The following is a 22,317-nucleotide window of genomic DNA, read 5'->3' on the forward strand; positions in this document are numbered from 1 at the left end:
GACGGGGAGCACGGTCAGCAACACGCACCATCGACAAGCTCACCCGGCAGTGGGTGGATGCTGTCTGCGAAAAGCGGGTGCGTGCGACCGGGGGATCAGCTGCAGCGGATGAGGCCGGCGGATCCGGAGCCCGGTCAGGGCACGGCCCTACTCGTAAATGAGTTCCATGGGGAGACCGTAACAGGAAAAGACGGCACCGGGTAGACCCGATGCCGTCTTTTGCCGGCTTTAACCGACGCTCTTACTCCTGGTGACTGACCTTGCTGCTGCCCGTCCTGCCCTAGATCAGGGTGTCGGAAAGGTGGTTGGGCGTCCCGAAGCGGTGGGCCGTGATGCTGACGGCCTGCTCGTGCAGGAACGGCAGCAGTTCAACCCGTCCGGCTTCGGTGACCGGGTTGGCGTACACCGCAACGTCCGGACGTCCGCCCAGTGCGTCAGCCAGTGCCGACGCGCCGCCGCCGATGAGGCGGATCCGCGGGCCGTGGACCGCGGGATCGTAGCTGGAAGCGGCAGCCAGCCAGGCGGCGTCGTCCTCTTCCGTCACGGAAATTCCGTGTTCAGTCAGCAGCGCCCGCAGCGCCAGCGGCAATTCGACGCCGGTGGAGACCCGCAGTGCGGATCCGGCCAGCAGTCCCGCTGCCGCAACGCGCAGCAGCGGCGTGAGCGGCTGGTTTTCGGCCAGGCGGATGGTGACGGGCAAGGGCCGGTAGCGGAAGACATTGCGTTCGGCGCTCAGCGCAGAAACGTCCTTGGCGGTGCCGAATTCCTCGGCCCATGCTGCCGCGTCACTGCTCAGCGCACGGTGCAGGAAGTCCGTGTCCGCGTCGAAGCTGCCCGAGCCGGCGGCGGCCAGGATCTTGGCGGCACCCTGATGCCGGACGGGGGCTCCCGCACCGGCGGCTACAGCCGGTTCCCATTCGCCCAGGCCCATCAGGTAGTTGGGGCCGCCGGCCTTGGTTCCCGCGCCCACTGCCGACTTCTTCCAGCCGCCAAACGGCTGGCGCTGAACAATGGCCCCGGTGATGCCGCGGTTGATGTAGAGGTTGCCGGCGGAGATGTTCTCCAGCCAGACATCCATCTCAGCCGGGTCCAGGGAATGCAGGCCAGCTGTCAGCCCGTACTCAATCTGGTTCTGCAGGGCGACGGCCTCTTCCAGGGTCTCAGCCGTCATCACGCCGAGAATCGGACCGAAGTACTCGGTGAGGTGGAACTCGGAGCCGCGGCGAACGCCGGTGCGCACGCCCGGGCTCCACAGCCGGCCGCTGTCATCGAGCTGCTTGGGTTCGATCAGCCAGGATTCGCCCTCGCCCAGGACGGTGAGCCCGCGCAGCAGCTTGCCGGCGGCCGGTTCGATAACCGGGCCCATCTGGGTGACGGCGTCCACCGGGTAGCCCACCTTGAGGGACTGCACGGCGTCAACGAGCTGGTTGCGGAAGCGCGGCGACTTGGCCACCGAACCCACAAGGATCACCAGGGAAGCGGCGGAGCACTTCTGGCCGGCGTGGCCGAAGGCGGAGGCGACGACGTCGCGCGCTGCCAGGTCGAAATCGGCACTCGGCGTGACGATGATGGCGTTCTTGCCGGAAGTTTCGGCCAGCAGCGGCAGGTCCGAGCGGAAGGAACGGAACAGCTCGGCGGTTTCATAGCCACCGGTGAGGATGACGCGGTCCACCGACGGGTGCGCGACCAGCTGGCGGCCCAGTTCCTTCTCGCCCAGCTGCACCATCTGCAGGACGTCGCGGGGAACGCCTGCCTCCCAGAGGGCCTCGACCATGACGGCGCCGCTGCGGGCGGACTGGCGGGCCGGCTTGATGATCACGGCTGATCCGGCGGCCAGGGCCGCCAGGGTTGAACCGGCAGGAATGGCTACCGGGAAGTTCCACGGCGGCGTAACCACCGTCAGCGTTGCCGGCACAAACCGGGCGCCGTCGACCTTTTCCAGGTCCTTGCCGCGCTCGGCGTAGTAGTGCGCAAAGTCGATGGCCTCGGATACCTCGGGGTCCGACTGGTCCAGGGTCTTGCCGGTCTCGGCGGCCATGACCTCCATCAGATCCGCGCGCCTCTCCTCCAGCACGACGCCGGCGCGGTGCAGGATTTCGGCACGTTCGGCTGCGCTGAGGGAAGCCCAGCCCTTGGCGGATTCCACGCCGGTGCGGACAACCGTCTCCAGGGCGTCCTCGTCGGCCACCTGTGCCTCGGCGACGGCGGCGACGCCGAGGTCCGAGCCCGCTACGCGGGTCAGGATCGCGCGGCCCCACGCCTGGTTGGCGGGCAGGGACGGATCCGTGTCCGGAGTGTTGCTGAAGTCCTGCTGCGCGGCGTCGGCTCCCGCGGTGTCCGCCGGGCGCGGCCGGCTGCGGTCCTGGACGCGGTTGGACGCGGGAACCGTGTCGTCCAGGTCAGCCAGCGAAGTGAGGAAGCGCAGCTTCTCCCGTTCGAAGAGCGCCTCGTTTTCACTCAGCTCGAAGACGGCGGACATGAAGTTCTCGGAGCTCGCCCCTTCTTCCAGACGACGGATGAGGTAGGCGATGGCGACGTCGAACTCCGCCGGGTGGACCACGGGGGTGTACAGCAGCAGCGATCCGACGTCGCGCTTGACTACTTCGGCCTGGCCCGTGGCCATGCCCAGCAGCATCTCGAACTCGATGCCTTCGGTGACGCCGCGCTGCTTGGCCAGCAGCCAGGCGAAGGCAACGTCAAAGAGGTTGTGGCCGGCCACGCCGATGCGCACGTTGGCAACGCGTTCGGGCTGCAGGGCGTAGCTGATGACGCGCTTGTAGTTGGTGTCCGTTTCCGCCTTGGTGCCGCAGGTGGCCAGCGGCCAGCCGTGCAGCGAGGCTTCCACCTGCTCCATCGGCAGGTTGGCACCCTTGACGACGCGCACCTTGACGGGGGCACCGCCGTCGGCCCGGCGGGCGGCAGCAAATTCCTGAAGCCGCATCATGGCGGACAGGGCATCGGGAAGGTAAGCCTGCAGGACAATGCCCGCTTCCAGATCCTTGAACTCCGGCATGGAGAGGAGCTTGGTGAAGACCGCCATGGTCATCTCCAGGTCCTTGTACTCTTCCATGTCCAGGTTGATGAACTTCTTCGGGCTGAAGGCGGCCGCCTGGCGGTAGAGCGGGGTCAGCTTCTCCACGACGTGCTCTACGGCTTCGTCAAAGGCCCAGTGTGAATGCGGTGAAACCGTGGAGGAAACCTTGATGGAGACGTACTCGACGTCGTCCCGCGCCAGCAGCGTATGGGTGCCCTCCAGGCGGCGGTTGGCTTCACGCTCGCCCAGGACTGCTTCGCCGAGCAGGTTCATGTTCAGGCGGACGCCGTCCTTCCGGATGCGGCTGATGGCCTTGCCCAGACGGGCGTCCGTGGCGTCGACAATCAGGTGGCCCACCATCCGGCGCAGCACCTTGCGGGCCACGGGAATGACAACCTGGGGCAGCACAGGGGCCATGACGCCGCCCAGCCGGACCGCCGAACGCATGTACCAGGGCAGGAAGCCGGGAACCTGCGGGGCCAGGGCGGCGAGGTTCCGGCCGGCAACGCGCAGGTCTTCGGGGCGGATGACGCCGTCAACAAATCCGACGGTGAAGTCCAGCCCGGCGGGGTCCTTCAGGACGCCGGCCAGCTGGGCCGCCGAGGCGTCCACCGGCACGGTTGCGGCTTCGGCCAGCCAGCGGCGGACGAGGTCCACCGCTTCCCCGGACAGGTCCTGCGGTACGCCCGGTACCGCGCTTGGTTCGGTGACGGTGTTGCTCATGGGCCAGCTCTTTTCAACGTGCGACTGATTGATACTTCTCTAAGTATCCGCGCAAACTCCCGTAAGACAAAGGTTAGTTTTCTTACGCATATAGGTTACTTTTACTAATGATTAGTGAAGCAGGATAAACATCGGAGGAAGCCCTTGCTGGACGTGCGCCGGATGAACCTTTTACGCGAGGTAAAAGTGCGCGGAACACTGGCAGCCGTGGCGGAAGCACTGGGGCTTAGCCCCTCGGCTGTATCCCAGCAGCTGGCCCTGCTGGAGAAGGAAGTGGGGGTGGAACTGCTGCGGAAAACCGGACGCGGTGTGCAGCTGACCCCGCAGGCCGAAATCCTGGTTTCCCACACATCGGACATCCTGGAATCGCTGGAACGGGCCGAGGCGGACCTGGCCTCGTCGCTGACGACAGTCACGGGAAGGATCCGGGTGGCAGTGTTCCAGTCGGCGGCCCTGGCCCTGATGCCGGGCGCCCTGTCGCTGCTGCGGCGCGAGCATCCCGATCTGCGGGTGGAAATGGTGCAGCGCGAACCGGAAACCGCGCTGTACGAAACGTGGGCGCGCGACTTCGACGTGGTGATTGCGGAGCAGTACCCCGGTCACGCTGCCGTCCGGCATCCGGAGCTGGACCGGGTACATCTGACCTCGGATGCCATCCGACTGGCGGTACCGAACGAAGGGTTCCCGCCGGTCGATTCGCTGGCGGACACCGCGGACCTGCCCTGGGTCATGGAGCCGCGGGGAGCCGCTTCCCGGCACTGGGCCGAACAGGCCTGCCGACGGGCCGGATTTGAACCCGATGTCCGCTACGAAACCGCTGACCTTCAGGCCCAGATACGCCTCATTGAGTCCGGCAATGCCGTGGCCCTGATGCCGGATCTGGTCTGGACCGGGCGGGAGCCGAGCGTGCGGCTGCTGGAGCTGAACGGCCGGCCCCGGCGCAGTATTTTTACCTCCGTGCGACGAGCAGGCAGCAGGCGTCCTGCCGTCCTGGCCTGCCGCGAGGTACTGGACCGGACGGCGCGGCAGGTGGCGCTGCAGCGCTAAAGACCTGCAGCCCCGGCCGGAGCCGGGGCTGCAGGTCTTCAGGCCGGGTTGCTACCGGCCGGAACCGGAACTGCCCGAGCCGTCGGTGCCGCTGCGGCCGGACCCGCGCGTGGTGCCGTCCACATCGGTCTCGATCTGCTCCTTGCTCACTTCTTCCGTCACGCTCTCCGTGTCGGTAACCGTTTCAGTGTCCAGCCGAACCCGCTCCACCGGAACGGTCTTCTTCTCGACCACCGGCTCCTCGGCGTGCAGCGTCACCTCGTGTTCTTCTTCGCTGAGCTCCGGGCCGGACAGGGCGGAATCGACATTTGAATCGGTAATCGGCTCCCGCTCCACGCGGACCTCTTCATGGCTCACCGGAACCTGCGTGGTGACGTTTTCCGTGACAACGTACTTGCGCAGGCGTGCCTTGCCCGTTTGCCGGGTCTGGGTTCCCACATCAATCTGTTCTTCGGAGCGGGTCATCGCGTCGTCGGTGGTGGGCCCCGAGGTGTCGCGCCCCACCGTTCCAGAGGCATTGCCCGACGAGGTTCCAACACCGGAACGGGTGATGTCGCTGTCATCCCCGATGCCGCTGCCCACGCCCGTGTCGGTGCTCCGGTCCGTCATGGTGCCCGTGCCGGCACCCATGGTGCTGGTGTCGGCCGAGCCGTCGTCGTAGGTGAACCCGTAGTAGCGGTAGAGGGTCACTTCCTCTTCCGGGGAAATGGATCCGTCGGACTCAACCTGCGGGGAGTTCTTCACCTCATCCTTGGAATACGGCACCAGGACGTCAACACCCTCAACGGTTGCCTCACTGAGCGGGACGAAAGACTCATTAGTACCAAAGAGACCGGTGTTGACGGTCACCCAGGCGGGTTCGTTGGTCTGATCGTCCAGGTAGAACGTCCCCACCGAGCCAATCTTGTCTCCGTTGGGGCCCAGCACGTTGCCTGAACCGGCCATAAGGCCTTCGACTTGCTGATTGCTGATCATGTTGTTCTCCTTCAGCTGCGAACCTTCACCGTTGTCCGGTGCTTATTCACGTTGGGCCGGAGTATGCCGGTGCACCGAAGGGCGAACGGCGGAGAGATGCAGAGCCGAACGGCCTTGACGGATATACACGCCAAACCCCGGTTGAGCCTTGTGAGGGCCCTCGTTGGCGGCCCGGCCTGGAATCCCAAGCCTGCTTACAATTCCAACTCAACAGCTTCAGAGCGTCAATAGGTAGTGTTTCGACAGCCCTACTTCGGGTCAGCTAGGAGCTCGCGCACCTCGCGGCGGAGTACCTTGCCCAGCATCGACTTGGGCAGCTCGTCCACGGCGACGATGCGCCGCGGGACCTTGTAGGGGGTCAGCCGCTCGCGGCACCAGGCGCGGAGGCCTGTCTCGTCCAGTTCCGTTCCCGCCTGCAGCACGACGGCGGCAACAACCTGTTCCCCGCCGTCGGCCCGGGGAAGACCCACCACGGCGACGTCGGCGATGTCCTGGTTGCTGCGCAGCACCTCTTCCACCTCACTGGGCGAAACGTTGAAGCCGCCGGTGATGATCAGTTCCTTGCGGCGGTCCACCACCGTCACGAACCCGTCCTCATCAACGGTGACAATGTCGCCGGTCCTGAGCCAGCCGCCGTCGAGGAGTACCTGCTCGGTGTCCTCGGTGTTATTCCAGTAGCCGGCGAAAACCTGCGGCCCGCGGATCAGCAGCTCGCCGCGCTCTCCGGCGGGAACGTCGTTCTCCGGGTGCTCAGGATCGGCCACCCGCATCTCGGTGCTGGGGAAGGGGACGCCGATGGTTCCGTTGCGGCGCGAATCGGCAAACGGGTTGCCCAGCGCCACCGGGGAGGACTCGGTGAGGCCGTAGCCCTCAACCAGCAGGCCGCCCGAGACTTCTTCCCACAGCTTTACCGTGGCGGCCGGCAGCGTCATCGCTCCGGAGATGGCAAAACGGATGGTGGACAGGTCGATGCCGCGCTTCTTCGATTCCAGCGCCGTCTTTTCATAGATCGGCGGCACGGCGCAGAAGACGGTGGGCCGGGACTTCTTCGCTGCCGCCAGGACCAGGTCCACGTCGAACTTGGGGAAGAGCACCAGCCGGGAACCCGTGAGCATGGCGAACGTCAGATACAGCGTCAGGCCGAAGGCGTGGAACATCGGCAGTACGCCGTAAATGACTTCCTTGCCTTCTTCGGCGCCGTGCATCCAGGCCTGGCCCTGCAGGGCGTTGGAGCGCAGGTTGTAATGGGTGAGCATCACGCCCTTGGGGATGCCGGTGGTGCCCGAGGTGTACTGCAGCGCCGCCAGGTCCTTCACGGAGGGGCGGGGGTGGGCACTGTCGATCCGGGGTGAGCTGAGCAGCTTCTCCCAGGACATGGTGTTCTCGGTTTTGGCGGTCAGCCCGGCACGGGTCCGGCGCAGCTTCGGCAGCGGCAGCCGCAGGGCCATGCGCTTCATCCGCGGCATTGCCTTGGTGATGTCCACGGCAATGATGGTCTTCACCGCAATGTCGTCGGGGAAATCCTGGATCTTCTCCACGGCCTTGTCCCAGACAATGGCGACCTGGGCTCCGTGGTTTTCAAACTGGTGGCGCAGTTCGCGCTCCCTGTACAGCGGGTTGTGGCCGACGACGACGGCGCCCAGGCGCAGCACCGCGTAGAACGCGATGAGGTACTGGGGGCAGTTCGGCAGCACGATGGCCACCCGGTGTCCCCGGCTCACGCCCAGTTTCCGCAGGCCCTCGGCAGCGCGGTCGATTTTCTCGCCCAGTTCGGTGTACGTGGTCTCGGCACCGAAAAACTCCAGTGCCACCTTGGGCCCAAAGCGGACGACGGCGTCCTCCACCATGGCGGTCAGGGACTCGGTGGGCAGCTCAATAGTTGCCGGAACGCCGGGCTGGTAGTTCTTGACCCACAACGGTTCCTGGGCAGCAGTCATTGAGCAAGCTCCTTCAGATCGATTAATCCCGACTATATCGACGGGCCGGGCCGAGGGATAAATAAGTTGTCCCAAGCCACTGCCCGCACCGGTGCCCGCAGGCTAGGCCAGGAGGCCCCCGAGGTACCGGGCCAGCTCCCGGGGAGCCGAGCGGGGAGCCGCCGCTTCAACCGCTGCGTTGTAGTTGGTGTTGGTGTTCACGTCGTAGGTGAGGATGCGGCCGTCTGCGGTTTCCATGAATTCAATGCCGCAGATTTCCAGGCCGGTGCGCTTGGCGAAGTCGAGGTACTTTCCAATGATCGGGTGATCGAATCCTTCGCGCAGGCTAAAGAGCTGGGTGTCCGCATCCGGTGCGATGGTGGCACCCGGCGGCATGATCGGCTTGCCGGTGGACGGGTCGATGGCGCAGGCGTCCGCCGGGCAGAGCTGGAATCCGCCTCGGGCGGTGTCTGCCTTGATGGCGTAGATGAATTCCCCGCCGACAATCTCCACGCGGGTGATGAAGGGTTCGGCAGCAACAATGTACTCCTGGATCAGGGTGATGCCGTCCGCCGGCTCTTCAAACTCATCACCGGCCACGTACTCGGCCAGCTCACCGTGGGACTCGAACTTCCGCACCCCGAGGCCCTTGCCGCCCTGGTTGTGCTTGGTGATGAAGGGTGCCGTGAATCCCCTGGCCGCCTCGAGGATGGAGTCCCTGCCCACGGCCGCGACGGTCCGCGGCGTATCAATGCCGGCAGCCCGGAGGGCGGTGAGCTGGTCCACCTTGCTCATTTCCAGTTCCAGGACCCGGCGGCCGTTCACGGTGCGCCGGCCGTGGGCTTCGAGCCAGGACAGCACGGCCCGCGCATAATCCTTGGACAGGGTGTGGTCCCGGGTGTGCGAGGAAGCGCTGATCCGGGACCAGAAGATGCCTTCCGGCGGCACCGAATCCAGGTCCAGGACACCGTCGGTCAGCAACCATTCCTCCACCTCCAGCCCCTCGGCTTCAAAGGCGCGGGCAAACGGAGGGAACCACTCGGGGTTCTCGTGCAGGGCGTAGATCTTGGGGGCGGCGGAGCTCATTAAAAGTGCCTTTCCTCGGGTCGTTGCTGTGGCGGTCGATGGCGTGGCGGGTGGCGTCGGCGGTCGTTACTGTGGCGGTCGTTGGCGTGGCGGCCGTTGCTGTGAAGCAGCGCCTAGCCGCCGATGTAGATTCCGTTGCCCGGGCCCATGGGCAGGTCGAAAATGAAAAACACCGTCAGCACCGCCACCCAGGCCAGCCAGAAGAGGATGGTGAAGGGCAGCATCCGCGCAATGACGGTGCCCAGACCGGCCTGCGGCTCGTATTTGCGCAGCATGGTCAGCAGCACAATCATGTAGGGGTTGAGCGGAGTGAGGATCTGCGTCGCGGAGTCGCCCACCCGGAACGCGCCCTGGATGAAGGCCGGTTCAAACCCGAGCAGCGCAAACATCGGCACAAACACCGATGCCATGAGGGTCCACATGGCGGAGCCGGAAATGATGAACAGGTTCAGCACCGAGGCGAGCAGGATGAAGCCGATGATTGCCGGGTATCCGGTCAGCCCGATGGATTCCAGCCCGGACGCTCCGGCCACGGCGATCCAGTTGCCGATTCCGGACCAGTTGAACAGCGCGATGAACTGGCCCAAGATGAACGCGAGCACCAGGAACCCGCTCATGTCCTTGATCGAGGCGCCCATGACCCGCGGAACATCCTTGCCGGAGGCGATAGTGCCGGTGATCTTGCCGTAGACGAGTCCCGGAACGGTGAACAGGACAAACACGATGAAAACGATTGAGCCCAGCAGCGGGGACTTGGGCAGAAATCCGCCCTCCTCGTTGCGCCACGGGGAGTCCGGCAGCAGTGCGCCCACCAGGATGAGGACCGCGACGGCGGCTCCCGCCGCGACTGCCCACAGCACGCCGCGGCGCTCCACCGGGCTCAGCACGGAGGACAGTGCGGGTGCGGTTGCTGTTGTGGCCGCACTGGCAGGCGTGCCGCCGTCGTCGTCGCCTTCCGTTTCCTCAACGGGCACGCCCTGGCGGGTCAGGCGGGGCTCCAGGATCTTGTCGATGATGAACCCGGCCAGCAGGATCAGCACCAGCGAGGAGGCAAAGTTGAAAAAGTAGTTCGACAGCGGGTTTACCGGCGCACCGGGGTTGGGCAGGGTCTCGGTGACCGCCGTCGTAATTCCCGCGAAGAGCGCGTCAAGGCTCGTGACCAGCATGGAGGTGGAGTACCCGGCGCCGGCGGCGGCGAAACCGCCGAGCAGCCCGGCCACCGGATGCCGGCCCGCGGCCTTGAAGACCAGTGCGGCCAGCGGCGGAATAACCACGAACGCGGCATCGGACATGATTGAGCCGGTCACTCCCACAAGCCCGACCGCATAAGGCAGGGCCCAGCGCGGGGCCGACCCGAAGGCCTTGCGGATCAGGGCCGAGAGCAGCCCCGATTTCTCCGCCACTCCGACCGCCAGCAGGATCGGCAGCACCGTGGCCAGCGGCGGAAATCCGAGATAGTTGGCGCCGAGGGTGGTGGTGAACCAGCTCAGCCCTTCGGCGGTGAAGAATCCCTTGATGACCGTTGCCTCAGTTGCCCCGGGCACGGTGACCACAACGTTGGCCCACGCCATGGCCGTGGACACGACGGCCACGGCCAGGAAGAGGAACAGGAAGAGCATGAACGGATCCGGCAGTTTGTTGCCGATCCGTTCCACCCCGCCCAGGAGGCGGTCGGGGAGGCTGCGGCGGCCGGTGTGCAGGGAGGGGGGCGTCGTGGTCATTCCAGTCTCATTTCCTGGTGCGGGGAAGCTTGTCCGGGGTCAGTCGAAATAGGCGGGAACGTCCACGGGCCCGCCGGCGTCGGCGAATTCCCGGGCCACCGCGCCGCGCAGCTCGGGGTCGCAGAGGTAGTCCAGCGCGGTCAGCGCGAGTCCCGCGGCGCCGTCGAGCGCGCCGGATTCGGCCGCCGGCGAGCCGGCTGCCTCCGCGAAGGCCCTGGTATGCAGGGCCACGTCGGCCGGGGCAATGCCGATCAGCGGATGGATCCCCGGGATGCGGTAGCTGACGTTGCCGAAGTCGGTGGAGGCAGCGATGGTTTCGGAGACGACGCCGGCCGGCAGGGGGCTGCGGCCCCGGCGCTGCTGGGCCGCCACCCACCGGCCGGTCAGGGCCGAGTTGGTCCGCACCGGCAGCGACGGCGGGTGTTCATCCCAGCTGATGTCCACTGCCGTGCCGGTCATGAGCGCGGCGCCGGCGGCAATGTCTTCGAGCCGGCTGCTCAGGTCCTTCAGGGTTTCGGGGTACTTGGACCGTGCGTAGAGCTTCAGGACGGCCTTTTCCGGGATGACGCTGGGACGCTGCCCGCCCTCGGTGATGATGGCGTGCACGCGGTCCGCCGGCGGCAGCTGCTGGCGGAGCAGCCCGATGCCGGTGTAGGCAAGGGAGGCGGCGTCCAGCGCGTTGCGACCCATGAAGGGCTGGGCGGAGGCGTGTGCTGCAACGCCGGAGAACGTCACTGTGAGCAGGCGCCGGCCGAGCCAGACCTGCTCGGACAGGTCCATCGCATAGGGATGGACCATGATCGCCGCGTCGACGCCGTCGAAAGCGCCGTTGCGGGCCAGGACTTCCTTGCCCGAGTGCCCTTCCTCGGCGGGGGTGCCCAGGAACACCACCCGGCCGGGGAAGGCTTCCGGGTTTTCCCCGAGAGTTTGGGCCAGGGCGATGAAGGCGCCTACTCCGGTGGCCGCAATGACGTTGTGGCCGCAGGCGTGGCCCACCTCCGGCAGCGCGTCATACTCGCTGAGGACGGCGATGGCCGGTCCTTCGCCGCTTCCGATTTCGGCCCGCAGTGCGGTGGGAAGGCCGTGGGCGCCCAGTTCTGCCTGAATGCCGTGCCGGTGCAGCAGATCAGCGAGGAAGGCGGCGCTGCGGTGTTCCTCGTAGGCGGTTTCGGGATCCTTGTGCAGGGTATGGACAACCTCATTGAGGTCATCCGCGAGCGCGTCCACCCGGGCTTCCACGGCGGCGGCCAGCCCTGCCGGTGCTCCGGCGAAGGGTGACTCCGGGGTTTGGGCCGTCTGCATCCTGCGGGTTGTTTCGGCGTCGAGCTGGTTCAAGTAGGCAGTGCTGGGTGTGATGCGCGTCATGGGCCCCCACCCTAAGGGCCCGGCCCGCCCGGGAGCCAGTTAGATGACGCACCGTGTTGGGCGCACAGGTGCCGCGCGCCGCCTGCGCTACCTGCCTCGGCCGGCGATCCGGGCTACCAGTGCCTGCGGTCCGCGGGCGCCGAACCAGGCCAGCGCCTTGTACCGCTTCGAGGGAATGGAGACACCCTTGCCGGCGATGGCATCGGCAAGGCCCTCACGCACCACCCGTTCGGCGTCGAGCCACATCCAGTTCGGATACACGGACTTGTCCATGTCCATGCGCTGGTGGAACTCGGTGTGGACAAACCCCGGGCACAGCGCGGTCACATGCACGCCGCGGCCGCCGTAGGAGAGGTTGGCCCAGCGGCTGAAGGTGATGACCCACGATTTTGCGGCGCTGTAGGTGCCGCGCGGGATAAACCCGGCCACCGAGGCGACGTTGATGATGTGCCCGCCCGGTCCCTCCAGACGGGAAAGCATGGTGTTCAGGGCCGTGTGGCTCAGCTGCAGCGGAGCCGCCACCAGCACGTTCAAATGGTCCAGCTCCGCGGACAGGTCATTGCGTTCGAAGCTGTTCTTCAGCCCGTACCCGGCGTTGTTGACCAGCATCGTGATGTCAGGCTTCTCCAGCCGCCGGCCCACCCGCTCCACTCCCCCGGGATCGGCAAGGTCCGCCGCGATGTACTCCGTCTGGACGGAGTATTCCCGGGCCAGTTCCTCTGCCGAGTCCTTGAGCCGCTGTTCGTTGCGGGCCGTGAGGACCAGGTTATAGCCGCGGTTGGCCAGCTGGCGGGCGAATTCGGCGCCGATACCCGATGTGGCGCCGGTAATTAATGCTGTGGGAGTCATGGGTCCACCTTTCCACGCCTACCCTGCATTGCCCCGCAGGCTTTGGCAACGCGCGGCGATGTTCCGCGCCCGGTGCCTTGCCAGCAGCCCTAAGCCGCCCCTACCGTGACAAGATAACCGGCCCCCTTCAGGAGGAGCCATGGCACCACCGCGGTTATATCGGGACAGGCAGGATGCAGGGCGGAAACTTGGCGTCGAACTGGCGGCGTATTTCGGCCTGCCGCATTTGCTGGTGCTGGGGCTGCCGCGCGGCGGCGTACCGGTTGCCGCCGCAGCGGCGGAGCTGCTCCGGGCCCCGCTGGACGTTGTGGCGGTCCGCAAGGTGGGGCTTCCCTCCCAGCCGGAACTGGCGGCCGGAGCCATGGCATGGCTGGCGGGAACCGTCACGACCGTGCGCAATGAACCCGTACTGGTGGACTGGCAGCGCGCCCTCGCGTCCCGGCGCGGCCGGGATCAGCATCCCCCGGGCCGGCCCTTCGACGCGGACCAGGCTTTTGATGAGGCGGCGGCCGTTGAGCTGCTGGAACTGATCCGCCGGGACAAGCTCTACCGGATGCAGCGGGATCCGCTGGACGTGCGGGGGCGGACCGTCATTGTCGTGGATGACGGACTGGCCACCGGCAGCACGATGCGGGCAGCCCTGCTGGCCCTGCGCCGACAGGAGCCGGCCCGCCTGATCGCCGCAGCTCCGGTCGCCTGCGGCAGCGCGGGCTGGCTTTCCAGCTTCGCCGACGACGCCGTCGTTCCCTGGGAGAGCAGTGAACTGGCATCCGTGGGACAGACGTATGAGAGCTTCGACCAGACCACCGATGCGCAGGTCCGGCAGCTCCTGGACGTCCCCTAAAGTGTCCGGACTCCTCCGGACCCCTCCCACCATCGAAGGCAGGAACCCATGAACGCAGCGCCAGACAACGACGGCGGCACACGCAGCTGGGCCGGAGCCCGCTATGTGGCGCTGGGAAGCTCCTACGCGTCGGCGCCGGGCCTGGGGCACCCTGTGCCCGGCAGCCCGCCGGAGGCAGGGCGCACGGATGCCAACTATGCCCACCTCCTGGCGGGAGCACTGCAGCTGTCCCTCACCGATGCCACCAGCTCCGGGGCAACCACCGCGGATGTACTGTGGCGCTCGCAGTACGGACAGGCGCCGCAGGCCGATGCGCTCACCCCCGACACGGACCTGGTCACGGTCACCATCGGAGGCAACGACATCGGTTATGCCGCTTCCATGATGCTGGCGGGACTGTCGCCGGCGGCATATCTGCGCCACCGCCCGTCGCTGGAGCTCATCAAGGCGCTGGCTCCGGCAGCACTGAACCGGAACATCGCCATGCTGCCGGCTGACATGGCATCCGTTGGCCAGCTCATCCGGCGGCGCTCCCCCAACGCCGTCGTCCTGTTTGTGGAATACCTCACCGTGCTGCCGCTGGACCCGCACACCAGGGTGCCCGGCATGAAGCCCGCGCAGGCCGCCGCCTCCCGCCGCCTCGCCGTACATCTGGCGCTGGCCACGGAAGCCGGTGCCAACGCCACCGGGTGCTCGGTGCTCCGGGTGGCGAAAGCCAGTGCCGACCACTACGCCGGATCCGATGACCCATGGACCGTGGGAGCCTTCCTTCCGACCGAGGGCGGGCCGCTGCCGTTCCATCCCAACCAGGCCGGCCATGAAGCCGTGGCGCGGATGATCCGCAACTACCTCGGAGCGTAAAACCGGCCGGCCGGTGTGCGTTCCGGGCTCTCCGAAGGCGCGGAACGCGGCCTGCCCTACCGCTGGCAGCGCCTTCGACGGGATAATTCCATGGAGCGGGCAACCCGCTTTTCGAACTCCGCGGGAGGTTCCAGATGTCCATGTCAGGAAGCGTGTTCAGGCTCGGCGGATTGAACCTCGACATCAGTGAACTCACCCGCAAGGCCGTCCGGAGTATCCGCGCCGGCCTGGCCCTCACCGGAGTGCTTTCCATCATTCTGGGTGCCCTGGTGCTGTTCTGGCCCGGGGCAACGCTGGAGGTTGTCGCGTTCCTTTTCGGACTGTTTTTCCTGGTGTCCGGGGCGATACGGGTAGTCACGGGAATCTTCACGCCCCTGTCGGGAGGCCTTCGGGTGCTCAACATCCTCACCGGCGTGCTGATCTTCATTGTCGGCGTGGTGGCCATGCGCAACCCGCTGGCTTCACTGGCCGTCCTGGGCATGGTGATCGGCATCGCCTGGATCATCGAGGGCATCATGGCACTGACCGAAAGTGAGAGCGGCGGATCGCGGTGGTACGCCATCACCTACGGGATCATCAACATCATCGCCGGAGTGGTGGTGCTGTTCCTGCCGGTGGATTCCCTGACCGCCCTGGTTGTCTTTGGCGGAATCTTCCTCGTGGTCCTGGGCATTGTGGAAGTGGTTCGGGCGATCGCGTTTGGCCGCGGCATGCCACTGGCCTCCTAGCGTCCAGCAACCTTCCAGCAGCTGTTAACACAGTGCTAACCTGCCGCGAAACCTGCCTGAAATACGGGGCCTCCACGCTGGGATAAGTACGGTTTCCATCCCCGCGCTCCGGCCCGCGTGGCCGGCCATCCCCGAATGGAGTAACTCCATGGATTCTGGAAACACCGCCTGGCTGCTCGCCAGCTCCGCACTGGTCTGCCTGATGATCCCCGGTATCGCCTTCTTCTACGGAGGAATGGTGGGCTCCCGCCGGATCCTGAACATGATGCTGATGTGCTTCGCCGGAGCCAGCCTCGTCGCTGTGCTCTGGGTGCTCTACGGCTATTCGGCTGCCTTCGGCAACTCGATGACCGGAGCCGGCCTGCTGGGAAACCCCGCCGAGTTCTTCGGGCTGTCCGAACTGCTGGTGGAGGATCCGGAGAGCTCACTGCCGACGGCCCTCTTTGCAGCCTTCCAGCTGATGTTCGCCTGCGTCACTACGGCCCTGGTGGCCGGTGCCGCGGCCGGCCGCATGAAGTTCGGCGCCTGGATGCTGTTCGCCGGGCTCTGGGCAACCCTCGTCTACTTTCCCGTGGCGCACTGGGTCTTCGCTTTCAGCAGCGAGGACGGGTCCGTGACCGGGGGCTGGATCGCCAACCAGCTGGGAGCCGTGGACTTTGCCGGCGGCACCGCCGTCCACCTGAATGCCGGCGTCGCCGCGCTGGCCCTGGCACTGGTCCTGGGCCGCAGCAAGGGCTGGCCGCACGCCCACGGCAAGCCGCACAGCCGGCCCCTCGTGCTGCTGGGCGCCGGCCTGCTGTGGGTGGGCTGGTACGGCTTCAACGCCGGCTCGGCCCTCAGCGCCGGCCACGCCGCCTCCGTCGTTTTCCTGAACACGGCCGTGGCTGCGGCGGCGGGACTGCTCGGCTGGATGCTGATGGACCGGCTGCGACTGGGAACGTCCTCCTCGCTGGGAGCGGCCTCCGGGCTGATTTCTGCGCTGGTGGCCATTACCCCCGCCTGCGGCGCGGTCAGCCCGCTGGGCGCCCTGGCGATCGGACTGCTGGCCGGCCTCGTGTGCTCGCTGGCCATCGAATGGAAGTTCCGGCTCGGTTACGACGACTCGCTCGACGTCGTCGGCGTCCATGCCGTGGGCGGGCTGCTGGGCACCCTGCTGATCGGCCTGTTCGCGACCGATGCGGCGCCGAACGGGGTCAGCGGCCTGTTCTACGGCGGAGGGTTTGAACTGCTCGGCATCCAGGCGCTGGCCGCAGCCGCGGTCCTTGTCTACTCCTTCGCCGTCACCTGGCTCATTGCGAAGGCGCTGCAGCTGACCATCGGCCTGCGCATCCCGGAGGAAAGCGAGCTGCAGGGGATCGACATTGCGGCGCACGCCGAGTCCGCCTACCTGAACGACGAGGAGCCGGTGGAGCTAGGCGCCCGCCCCTAACCCGGCAGGTAGTCTCCCGCCTCCAGTCCTCCGCCCGTCAGTCCTCCGCCAGAGCCTCCTCCTGGCGGAGGTAGACGGACAGCAAATCGCGGGCATGCTGCGTCTGCGGCCCTTCCTTCTCCATGGCCTCCATCATGGATTCCGCCTGGGCCCGGCCGCCGGGGAAGGGCGGCAGGAGCGGAACGTCGGGGTCGGAAACCACTTCGATGATGCACGGGCGGTCCGCGGCGAGCGCCCGGTCCCAGGCCTCCCCGAGCAGTTCGGGGTCCTCCACCCGGATCCCTTCGAAACCCAGCAGCTCCGCGTATCCGGCGTAGTTGAACTCCGGCAGGGCCTGGCTGTCCTCGAACCGCGGTTCGGTCTCCATCTCCCGCTGTTCCCAGGTGACCTCGGTGAGTTCGCGGTTATTCAGCACGCAGACAATGAAGCGCGGATCCTCCCACTGCTTCCACATCCGGCTGACGGTGATGAGTTCGGTGAGCCCGGCCATCTGCATGGCCCCGTCTCCGGCCAGCGCGATGAGCGGGCGGTCGGGAGCGGCCAGCTTTGCGGCAATGCCGTAGGGCACCGCGCAGCCCATGCTGGCCAGCGTGCTGGACAGATGTGCGGGAACTCCGCGGGGCAGGCGCAGCTGGCGGGCGTACCAGTAGACACTGCTTCCCACGTCCACTGCCACCTGCGCGTTGTCCGGCAGGCGCCGGCTCAGTTCGTGGATTGCCCGTTCCGGGTTCACCGGGTCCGCCGGCGTGAACGCTCGTTCCAGGGACAGGTCGTGCCAGGAACGGACGGCCCGTTCCACGTCGGTGCGCCAGGCGGTCGCGCCGCGTTCGGTGAGCAGGGGCAGCAGCGCATCGAGGGTGGCGGCCGCCTCGCCGGTCAGCGCCGCCTCCACCGGGTACCGGTTGCCGATGGCGGCGGAATCGATGTCGATCTGCACGGCCCGGGCGGCTCCCGGCGGCGGATAGAACTCGGTCCAGGGATCATTGGAGCCGATGATGAGCAGGGTGTCGCAGTTGGCCAGCGCAAATCCGCTGGCTGAAGTGCCCAAATGCCCCATCACGCCTGCGGCCAGGGGATGGGATTCATCCACATACGGCTTCCCCAGCAGGCTGGTGGTGATGGCCGCGCCCACCTTTTCCGCCAGCGCCACCACCTGTTCCTGGGCGCCGCGCGCTCCCTGGCCGACGAGCAGGGCAATTTTCTGCCCGCTGTTCAAGAGTTCCGCGGCGGCCTGGACATCCTCCGAGCGGGGCAGGATCCGCGCCGGCCGCCAGACCGGTGAGGTGCTGAGGACACCGTGTTCCTGGTCCAGCTCCGGTGCCTGCGCCTGCTGGACGTCGTGGGGCAGGATGACCACCGACGGCGTGCGGGTGGCCAGTGCTTCCTTGAAGGCCCGGTCAATTACCAGCGGCGCCTGCTCCGGGCTGCTGACCTGCTGCCGGAAGCCGGACGCAACGTCACGGAAGAGGTGCATCAGGTCCACCTCCTGCATGTAGGCCGATCCAAGCACGCTCAGGCTTTGCTGTCCGATTAGGGCCACCACGGGCGCGGAATCCATCCGAGCGTCGTACAGGCCGTTGAGCAGATGGATGGCACCGGGTCCCTGGGTGGAGACCACCACACCCACTTCCCCGGTGTACTTCGCGTGGCCCACGGCCATGAACGCTGCGTTTTCCTCGTGCCGGGCCTGGACGAACTCCGGTCCGCCGGCCCGCCGCAGCGCACCCATCAGCGGGTTAATGCCGTCTCCGCTGTAACCAAAGATCCGGCCCACACCCCACGCCTTGAGCCGGGAGACCAACAAATCCGCCACCAGCTTCGGTTCGCCCTGCTGTTCCGCGCCCGCCGTTTCGCCCATCGCCTGCCTCCTGGAAATGATCAGTGTGCTGAGTACCCCCACTCTAACCCCGCCTCCGGACAGGGACGCAGCGGACGACGCCGCGGACGACTTTGCCCTCGGGGGCTGCTGTCGGCGCAGCGGTTGGTGTACAGGAACCGGGACGCCGATATGCTCTTTCCCATGGGTGTCCTCTATTACGTCGCGTCGTCGCTGGATGGTTTCATAGCCACGGAGGACCACAATCTGGACTGGCTGATGGCCTTCGGATTCGAGGCTTTCCAGGACCACTATGACAAGTTCATGGCCGGTGTCGGTTCCCTGGTGATGGGTTCAGCCACGTATGAATTCGTGCGCCGCCAGGAGCCGGACAGCTGGGCCTACGGCTCCCTGCCCTGCCAGGTGCTCACCCACCGAAGCCTCGAGGCACCCCCGGAGAGCGGCGTGCGTTTTGCTTCCGGGGACATTAGGCAGATTTGCGCTGACGCCGTTCGGGACGCCGCCGGACGCAACGTGTGGGTGGTGGGCGGCGGCGACGTTGCCGCGCAGTTCGCGGAGGCCGGGCTGCTGGATGAAATCCGGGTTACCTACATGCCGGTTGCCCTGGGCTCGGGGCGGCGGCTGCTCCCGGTGTCCACGCCGACCGCCCCCATGCGGCTGGCCGGCACGACGTCGTTCAACGGCGGTGCCGCCGAGCTCCGCTTTTCACTGACGTAGGGCTCCAGCGGCGCTCCAGCGGCACTGCCGGACACGGCGTCACCGCCGCCGCTCCCCGTGTTTCGGGGGCTGGGCACTGGACCACGGTAGAGTGTGGGTTTCGCGCAGGCGCCGTGGCCCGGCCCGCAAGTCTCAGAAAGTGGCAGATCAATCATGGGGACAGATATCCGCACCCGCAACAACGTCCAGGTCCTGGGAAACCCTGACGGGCCGGTGATGATGTTCGCGCACGGCTTCGGCTGTGACCAGGGCATGTGGCAGCGCTTGGTTCCCCGGTTTTCCCGCGACTACCGGATCGTCCTGTTCGACCACATGGGTGCCGGCAACTCGGATATCGACTCCTATTCCTCCGCCAAATACTCTTCGCTGGACGGCTATACCTCCGACGTGCAGGACATCATGTCCGAGCTTGACCTGCGGGACGTGACCTTCGTGGGCCACAGCGTAGGGGGCATGATGGGCGTGGCCGCTGCGGCCGCGGACCCGTCGCGCTTCAAGGCACTGGTGTTCCTGGCCTCCTCGCCCAGCTACATGGATTACCCGGAGGACGGCTACGTGGGCGGAACGTCGCAGCGGGACATCCGGGAACTGCTGGATTCGCTGGACAGCAACTACATGGTCTGGGCAGCAGCCATGGCACCGGTCATCATGGGAAATCCGGAATCCCCGCAGCTGCACAGTGAGCTGGAGGGCAGCTTCTGCCGGATCAACCCGACCATCGCCCGCGAGTTTGCCCGGGTCGCGTTCCTCTCCGACGTCCGCCACCTGCTTCCGGACGTCACCGTCCCCACGCTCGTCATGCAGTGCTCCGAAGACCTGCTGGCTCCCGTCCACGTCGGCACATACACGCAGGAACAGCTGCCCCACGCCACTCTGGCGGTCATGAAGGCCACCGGCCACCTTCCGCACGTCAGCGCTCCGGCGGAAACCGCCGACACCATCATCAGCTACCTGCAGGCGGCGTAGTTCCTCTGGTGGAAGCTGCTCCCCTGGACTACGAAGCGCTGTTTCACGATGCTCCGGCCGGGTATCTCATCAGCGGGGCTGACGGCACCATCCTCGAAGCCAACCGCACGCTGCTGTCCTGGCTGGGAATGAGCCGCCGGGAGCTGGTGGGAACCAGCTTCCTGAAACTGCTGCCGATCGGCGACCGGATTCTCTACGCAACGCACGCCGCACCCCAGATGGGGGTCGCCGGTGCGTTTGCCGAGCTCGCCGTCGACCTCATCAAGGCTGACGGCGCCCGGATGCCGGCCCTGCTCTCGGCGAGCAGGGTCCCTGCCGAAAACGGCGGGCCGGCTCTGGACCGGGTCATTGTCTTCAACGCCCGCGAGCGCCGGCTCTACGAACAGGAACTGGTCAACACCCTGCGCAAGACCGAGGAAGCCGAGGCGGCACGGGCCAGCGCCGAGGCATCTGTTTTCGCCCAGCAGGAGGCACTGCGGCAAAAGGACCTGGTCCTGCAGGAAAGCCTGACTGAAAGCCGGCGCAAAGAAGCCCTGCTGGAGACCATCCTGAACACTGTCGAGGTGGGCGTGGTGGTGATCGACGAGGCGGGAACGGACCTCCTCACCAACAGCCGGCAGATTCACAACCGACAGCGCGCCCTCCCTCCGGGCATCCGTGACGCCGAGGAGCACGACCTGCTCATGTTTGGTCCGGACCGGGTGACCCTTCTGCCCGCGGACCTGCGTCCGCTGCGGCGCGCCATGCTGGGCGGCTCCTATTCGGATCAGCTGGTGTGGTTTGGCGCCGGTGAGGGCCAGCAGGCGCTGAGCGTCTCGGCACGTTCCGTGCGGGGCGACGGTGCATTCAGGGGTTCGGTGATTGTCTTCAGCGACGTCACCGGCCTGGTAAACGCAGTGCGTGCCAAGGATGACTTTGTTGCCAACGTTTCGCACGAGCTGCGCACACCGCTGACGTCGATCATGGGGTACCTGGACCTGCTGCTCGAGGACGCGGACGACCTGCCGGGCCATGTCACGGCATCGCTGAAGGTCGCCATGCGCAACTCCGAGAAGCTGCTGGCCCTGGTCTCGGACCTGCTCACCGCGGCTGCCGGCGGCAGCACCCTGGCGCTGCAGGCCACGGACCTGTCCGAGCTGATCCGGTCCGCCGTCACCTCAGCCGCACCCCGGGCCGAAATCAGCGGAGTGCACTTCGAGACCGACCTGCCGAACACCCTCCCGGACACCCTTGACCCACAGCGCATCGGCCAGGTGCTGGACAATCTGCTGTCAAACGCCGTCAAATACTCGCCCGACGGAGGCATTGTCACCGTCAGCGCGCGGCGCACCGAGACGCACACCAGCATCGAGGTGGCCGACCCCGGCATCGGCATGACGGCCGCGGAACAGGGCGAGGTGTTCACGAAGTTCTTCCGTTCCGCAACGGCGCGCAAGGCTGCCATTCCCGGCGTCGGCCTCGGGCTGGTCATCAGCCGCAAGATTGTCGAGGAACATCACGGCACCATAACGCTGCACAGCGAGCCCGGCCGGGGAACTGTCTTCACCGTCACGCTCCCGGTTGCCCAGGCCCGGGCAAATTTTGTGCCCGTTGACCCCTTGTGAAAATATCCAAGTAAATCCCCGGTATCTGCCGGGCTGAAGTCAGCAAGGGACGTATCCATGGCCAGCAGCAAAGCCGCACCGGTGCGAAAAATAATGCGCCGGCTGGGATCTTTCTCCCTTGTGGGCACTGTTGCCTTCATCGTGGACATCTCGCTCTACAACCTGCTGGCTTCAACGGTCCTGGACGACAGCCCCATCACAGCCAAGGTGACTTCAGTTGCCGCTGCAACCACGGTGTCCTGGCTCGGCAGCCGGTACCTGACGTTCCGCAGCACCCGGGGCCGGCGCCTCCGCAGTGAAACGCTGCTGTTTGCCCTCACCAACTTTGTGGGGCTGCTGATCGCCACCGGCTGCCTCTACGTCTCCCACTACCTGCTCGGCTTCGACAGCCAGCTGGCGGACAACATCTCCGGAAACGTGGTGGGGGTGATAGCCGGCAACGTTTTCCGGTACTTCGCCTACCGGTACGTCGTCTTCACCACCGACGAGGAACGTGCCGCACGGGCCGCCCGGAAGGAAGCCCTGCTGAAGGAACCCGCGTAGGTTCCGCCTTCCCTGCCCACGACGACGGCGGCGTCTCCTTCAGCTGAAGGAGGCGCCGCCGTCATCGTTAGG

General features: G+C 66.6%; 17 protein-coding genes. 9 read left to right on the forward strand and 8 right to left on the reverse strand.

What is annotated here, in order from left to right; translation table 11 throughout:
- Window positions 1-280 precede the first annotated feature (280 nt).
- Window positions 281-3,757, reverse strand: a complete 3,477-nt coding sequence (locus tag M1D40_RS16615) for a bifunctional proline dehydrogenase/L-glutamate gamma-semialdehyde dehydrogenase (protein WP_461169535.1) — start codon at window positions 3,755-3,757, stop codon at window positions 281-283.
- Window positions 3,758-3,901: 144 nt separating this feature from the next.
- Here M1D40_RS16615 and M1D40_RS16620 point away from each other — a divergent pair, with 144 nt between their 5' ends.
- Complete coding sequence (locus M1D40_RS16620) at window positions 3,902-4,804, forward strand: LysR family transcriptional regulator (RefSeq protein WP_461169536.1); 903 nt, start codon at window positions 3,902-3,904, stop codon at window positions 4,802-4,804.
- A 51-nt stretch (window positions 4,805-4,855) separates the two neighbouring features.
- On the opposite strand, the gene M1D40_RS16625 is transcribed toward M1D40_RS16620, so the two are convergent.
- The 6 genes from M1D40_RS16625 to M1D40_RS16650 all read right to left on the reverse strand — a co-directional run bounded on the left by M1D40_RS16625 (window position 4,856) and on the right by M1D40_RS16650 (window position 12,716).
- A complete protein-coding gene (locus M1D40_RS16625; protein ID WP_461169537.1) occupies window positions 4,856-5,779 on the reverse strand; it encodes a YsnF/AvaK domain-containing protein in 924 nt (307 codons plus the stop codon).
- 248 nt (window positions 5,780-6,027) lie between these two features.
- The gene (locus M1D40_RS16630; RefSeq protein WP_461169538.1) at window positions 6,028-7,716 is read right to left on the reverse strand and encodes a long-chain-fatty-acid--CoA ligase; all 1,689 of its coding nucleotides are present in this window, start codon (window positions 7,714-7,716) and stop codon (window positions 6,028-6,030) included.
- Between the two features lie 102 nt (window positions 7,717-7,818).
- The gene (locus tag M1D40_RS16635; RefSeq protein WP_461169539.1) at window positions 7,819-8,781 is read right to left on the reverse strand and encodes an ATP-grasp domain-containing protein; all 963 of its coding nucleotides are present in this window, start codon (window positions 8,779-8,781) and stop codon (window positions 7,819-7,821) included.
- Window positions 8,782-8,894: 113 nt separating this feature from the next.
- Window positions 8,895-10,502 (reverse strand): AbgT family transporter, encoded by a 1,608-nt coding sequence (locus tag M1D40_RS16640; RefSeq protein WP_461169540.1) that lies wholly within the window; start codon window positions 10,500-10,502, stop codon window positions 8,895-8,897.
- Window positions 10,503-10,541: 39 nt separating this feature from the next.
- Window positions 10,542-11,867, reverse strand: coding sequence for a M20 family metallopeptidase (locus M1D40_RS16645; RefSeq protein ID WP_461169541.1), 1,326 nt, complete (start codon window positions 11,865-11,867; stop codon window positions 10,542-10,544).
- A gap of 87 nt (window positions 11,868-11,954) precedes the next feature.
- Window positions 11,955-12,716 (reverse strand): SDR family NAD(P)-dependent oxidoreductase, encoded by a 762-nt coding sequence (locus M1D40_RS16650; RefSeq protein ID WP_461169542.1) that lies wholly within the window; start codon window positions 12,714-12,716, stop codon window positions 11,955-11,957.
- Between the two features lie 139 nt (window positions 12,717-12,855).
- Here M1D40_RS16650 and M1D40_RS16655 point away from each other — a divergent pair, with 139 nt between their 5' ends.
- The 4 genes from M1D40_RS16655 (at window position 12,856) to M1D40_RS16670 (ending at window position 16,578) form a co-directional block, all read left to right on the forward strand.
- Complete coding sequence (locus M1D40_RS16655; protein ID WP_461169543.1) at window positions 12,856-13,560, forward strand: phosphoribosyltransferase; 705 nt, start codon at window positions 12,856-12,858, stop codon at window positions 13,558-13,560.
- 48 nt (window positions 13,561-13,608) lie between these two features.
- Window positions 13,609-14,421, forward strand: coding sequence for an SGNH/GDSL hydrolase family protein (locus tag M1D40_RS16660; RefSeq protein WP_461169544.1), 813 nt, complete (start codon window positions 13,609-13,611; stop codon window positions 14,419-14,421).
- 134 nt (window positions 14,422-14,555) lie between these two features.
- Entirely contained in the window at window positions 14,556-15,149 is a 594-nt protein-coding gene (locus M1D40_RS16665) for an HdeD family acid-resistance protein (protein WP_341394266.1), read from the forward strand.
- A 148-nt stretch (window positions 15,150-15,297) separates the two neighbouring features.
- Entirely contained in the window at window positions 15,298-16,578 is a 1,281-nt protein-coding gene (locus M1D40_RS16670) for an ammonium transporter (protein ID WP_461169545.1), read from the forward strand.
- Between the two features lie 37 nt (window positions 16,579-16,615).
- Here M1D40_RS16670 and M1D40_RS16675 read toward each other — a convergent pair whose 3' ends face one another.
- Entirely contained in the window at window positions 16,616-18,436 is a 1,821-nt protein-coding gene (locus M1D40_RS16675; RefSeq protein WP_461169546.1) for a thiamine pyrophosphate-requiring protein, read from the reverse strand.
- A 162-nt stretch (window positions 18,437-18,598) separates the two neighbouring features.
- Here M1D40_RS16675 and M1D40_RS16680 point away from each other — a divergent pair, with 162 nt between their 5' ends.
- From M1D40_RS16680 to M1D40_RS16695, 4 genes are all read left to right on the forward strand, one after another.
- On the forward strand, window positions 18,599-19,132 hold the full coding sequence (locus M1D40_RS16680; RefSeq protein WP_341394269.1) for a dihydrofolate reductase family protein: 534 nt from the start codon (window positions 18,599-18,601) through the stop codon (window positions 19,130-19,132).
- A gap of 153 nt (window positions 19,133-19,285) precedes the next feature.
- Window positions 19,286-20,098, forward strand: coding sequence for an alpha/beta fold hydrolase (locus tag M1D40_RS16685; RefSeq protein ID WP_461169547.1), 813 nt, complete (start codon window positions 19,286-19,288; stop codon window positions 20,096-20,098).
- Window positions 20,099-20,106: 8 nt separating this feature from the next.
- On the forward strand, window positions 20,107-21,702 hold the full coding sequence (locus M1D40_RS16690) for an ATP-binding protein (RefSeq protein ID WP_461169548.1): 1,596 nt from the start codon (window positions 20,107-20,109) through the stop codon (window positions 21,700-21,702).
- A gap of 57 nt (window positions 21,703-21,759) precedes the next feature.
- Complete coding sequence (locus tag M1D40_RS16695; RefSeq protein ID WP_461169549.1) at window positions 21,760-22,245, forward strand: GtrA family protein; 486 nt, start codon at window positions 21,760-21,762, stop codon at window positions 22,243-22,245.
- Window positions 22,246-22,317: the final 72 nt, after the last annotated feature.

The sequence above is a fragment of the Arthrobacter sp. Z1-15 genome, from assembly GCF_054792395.1.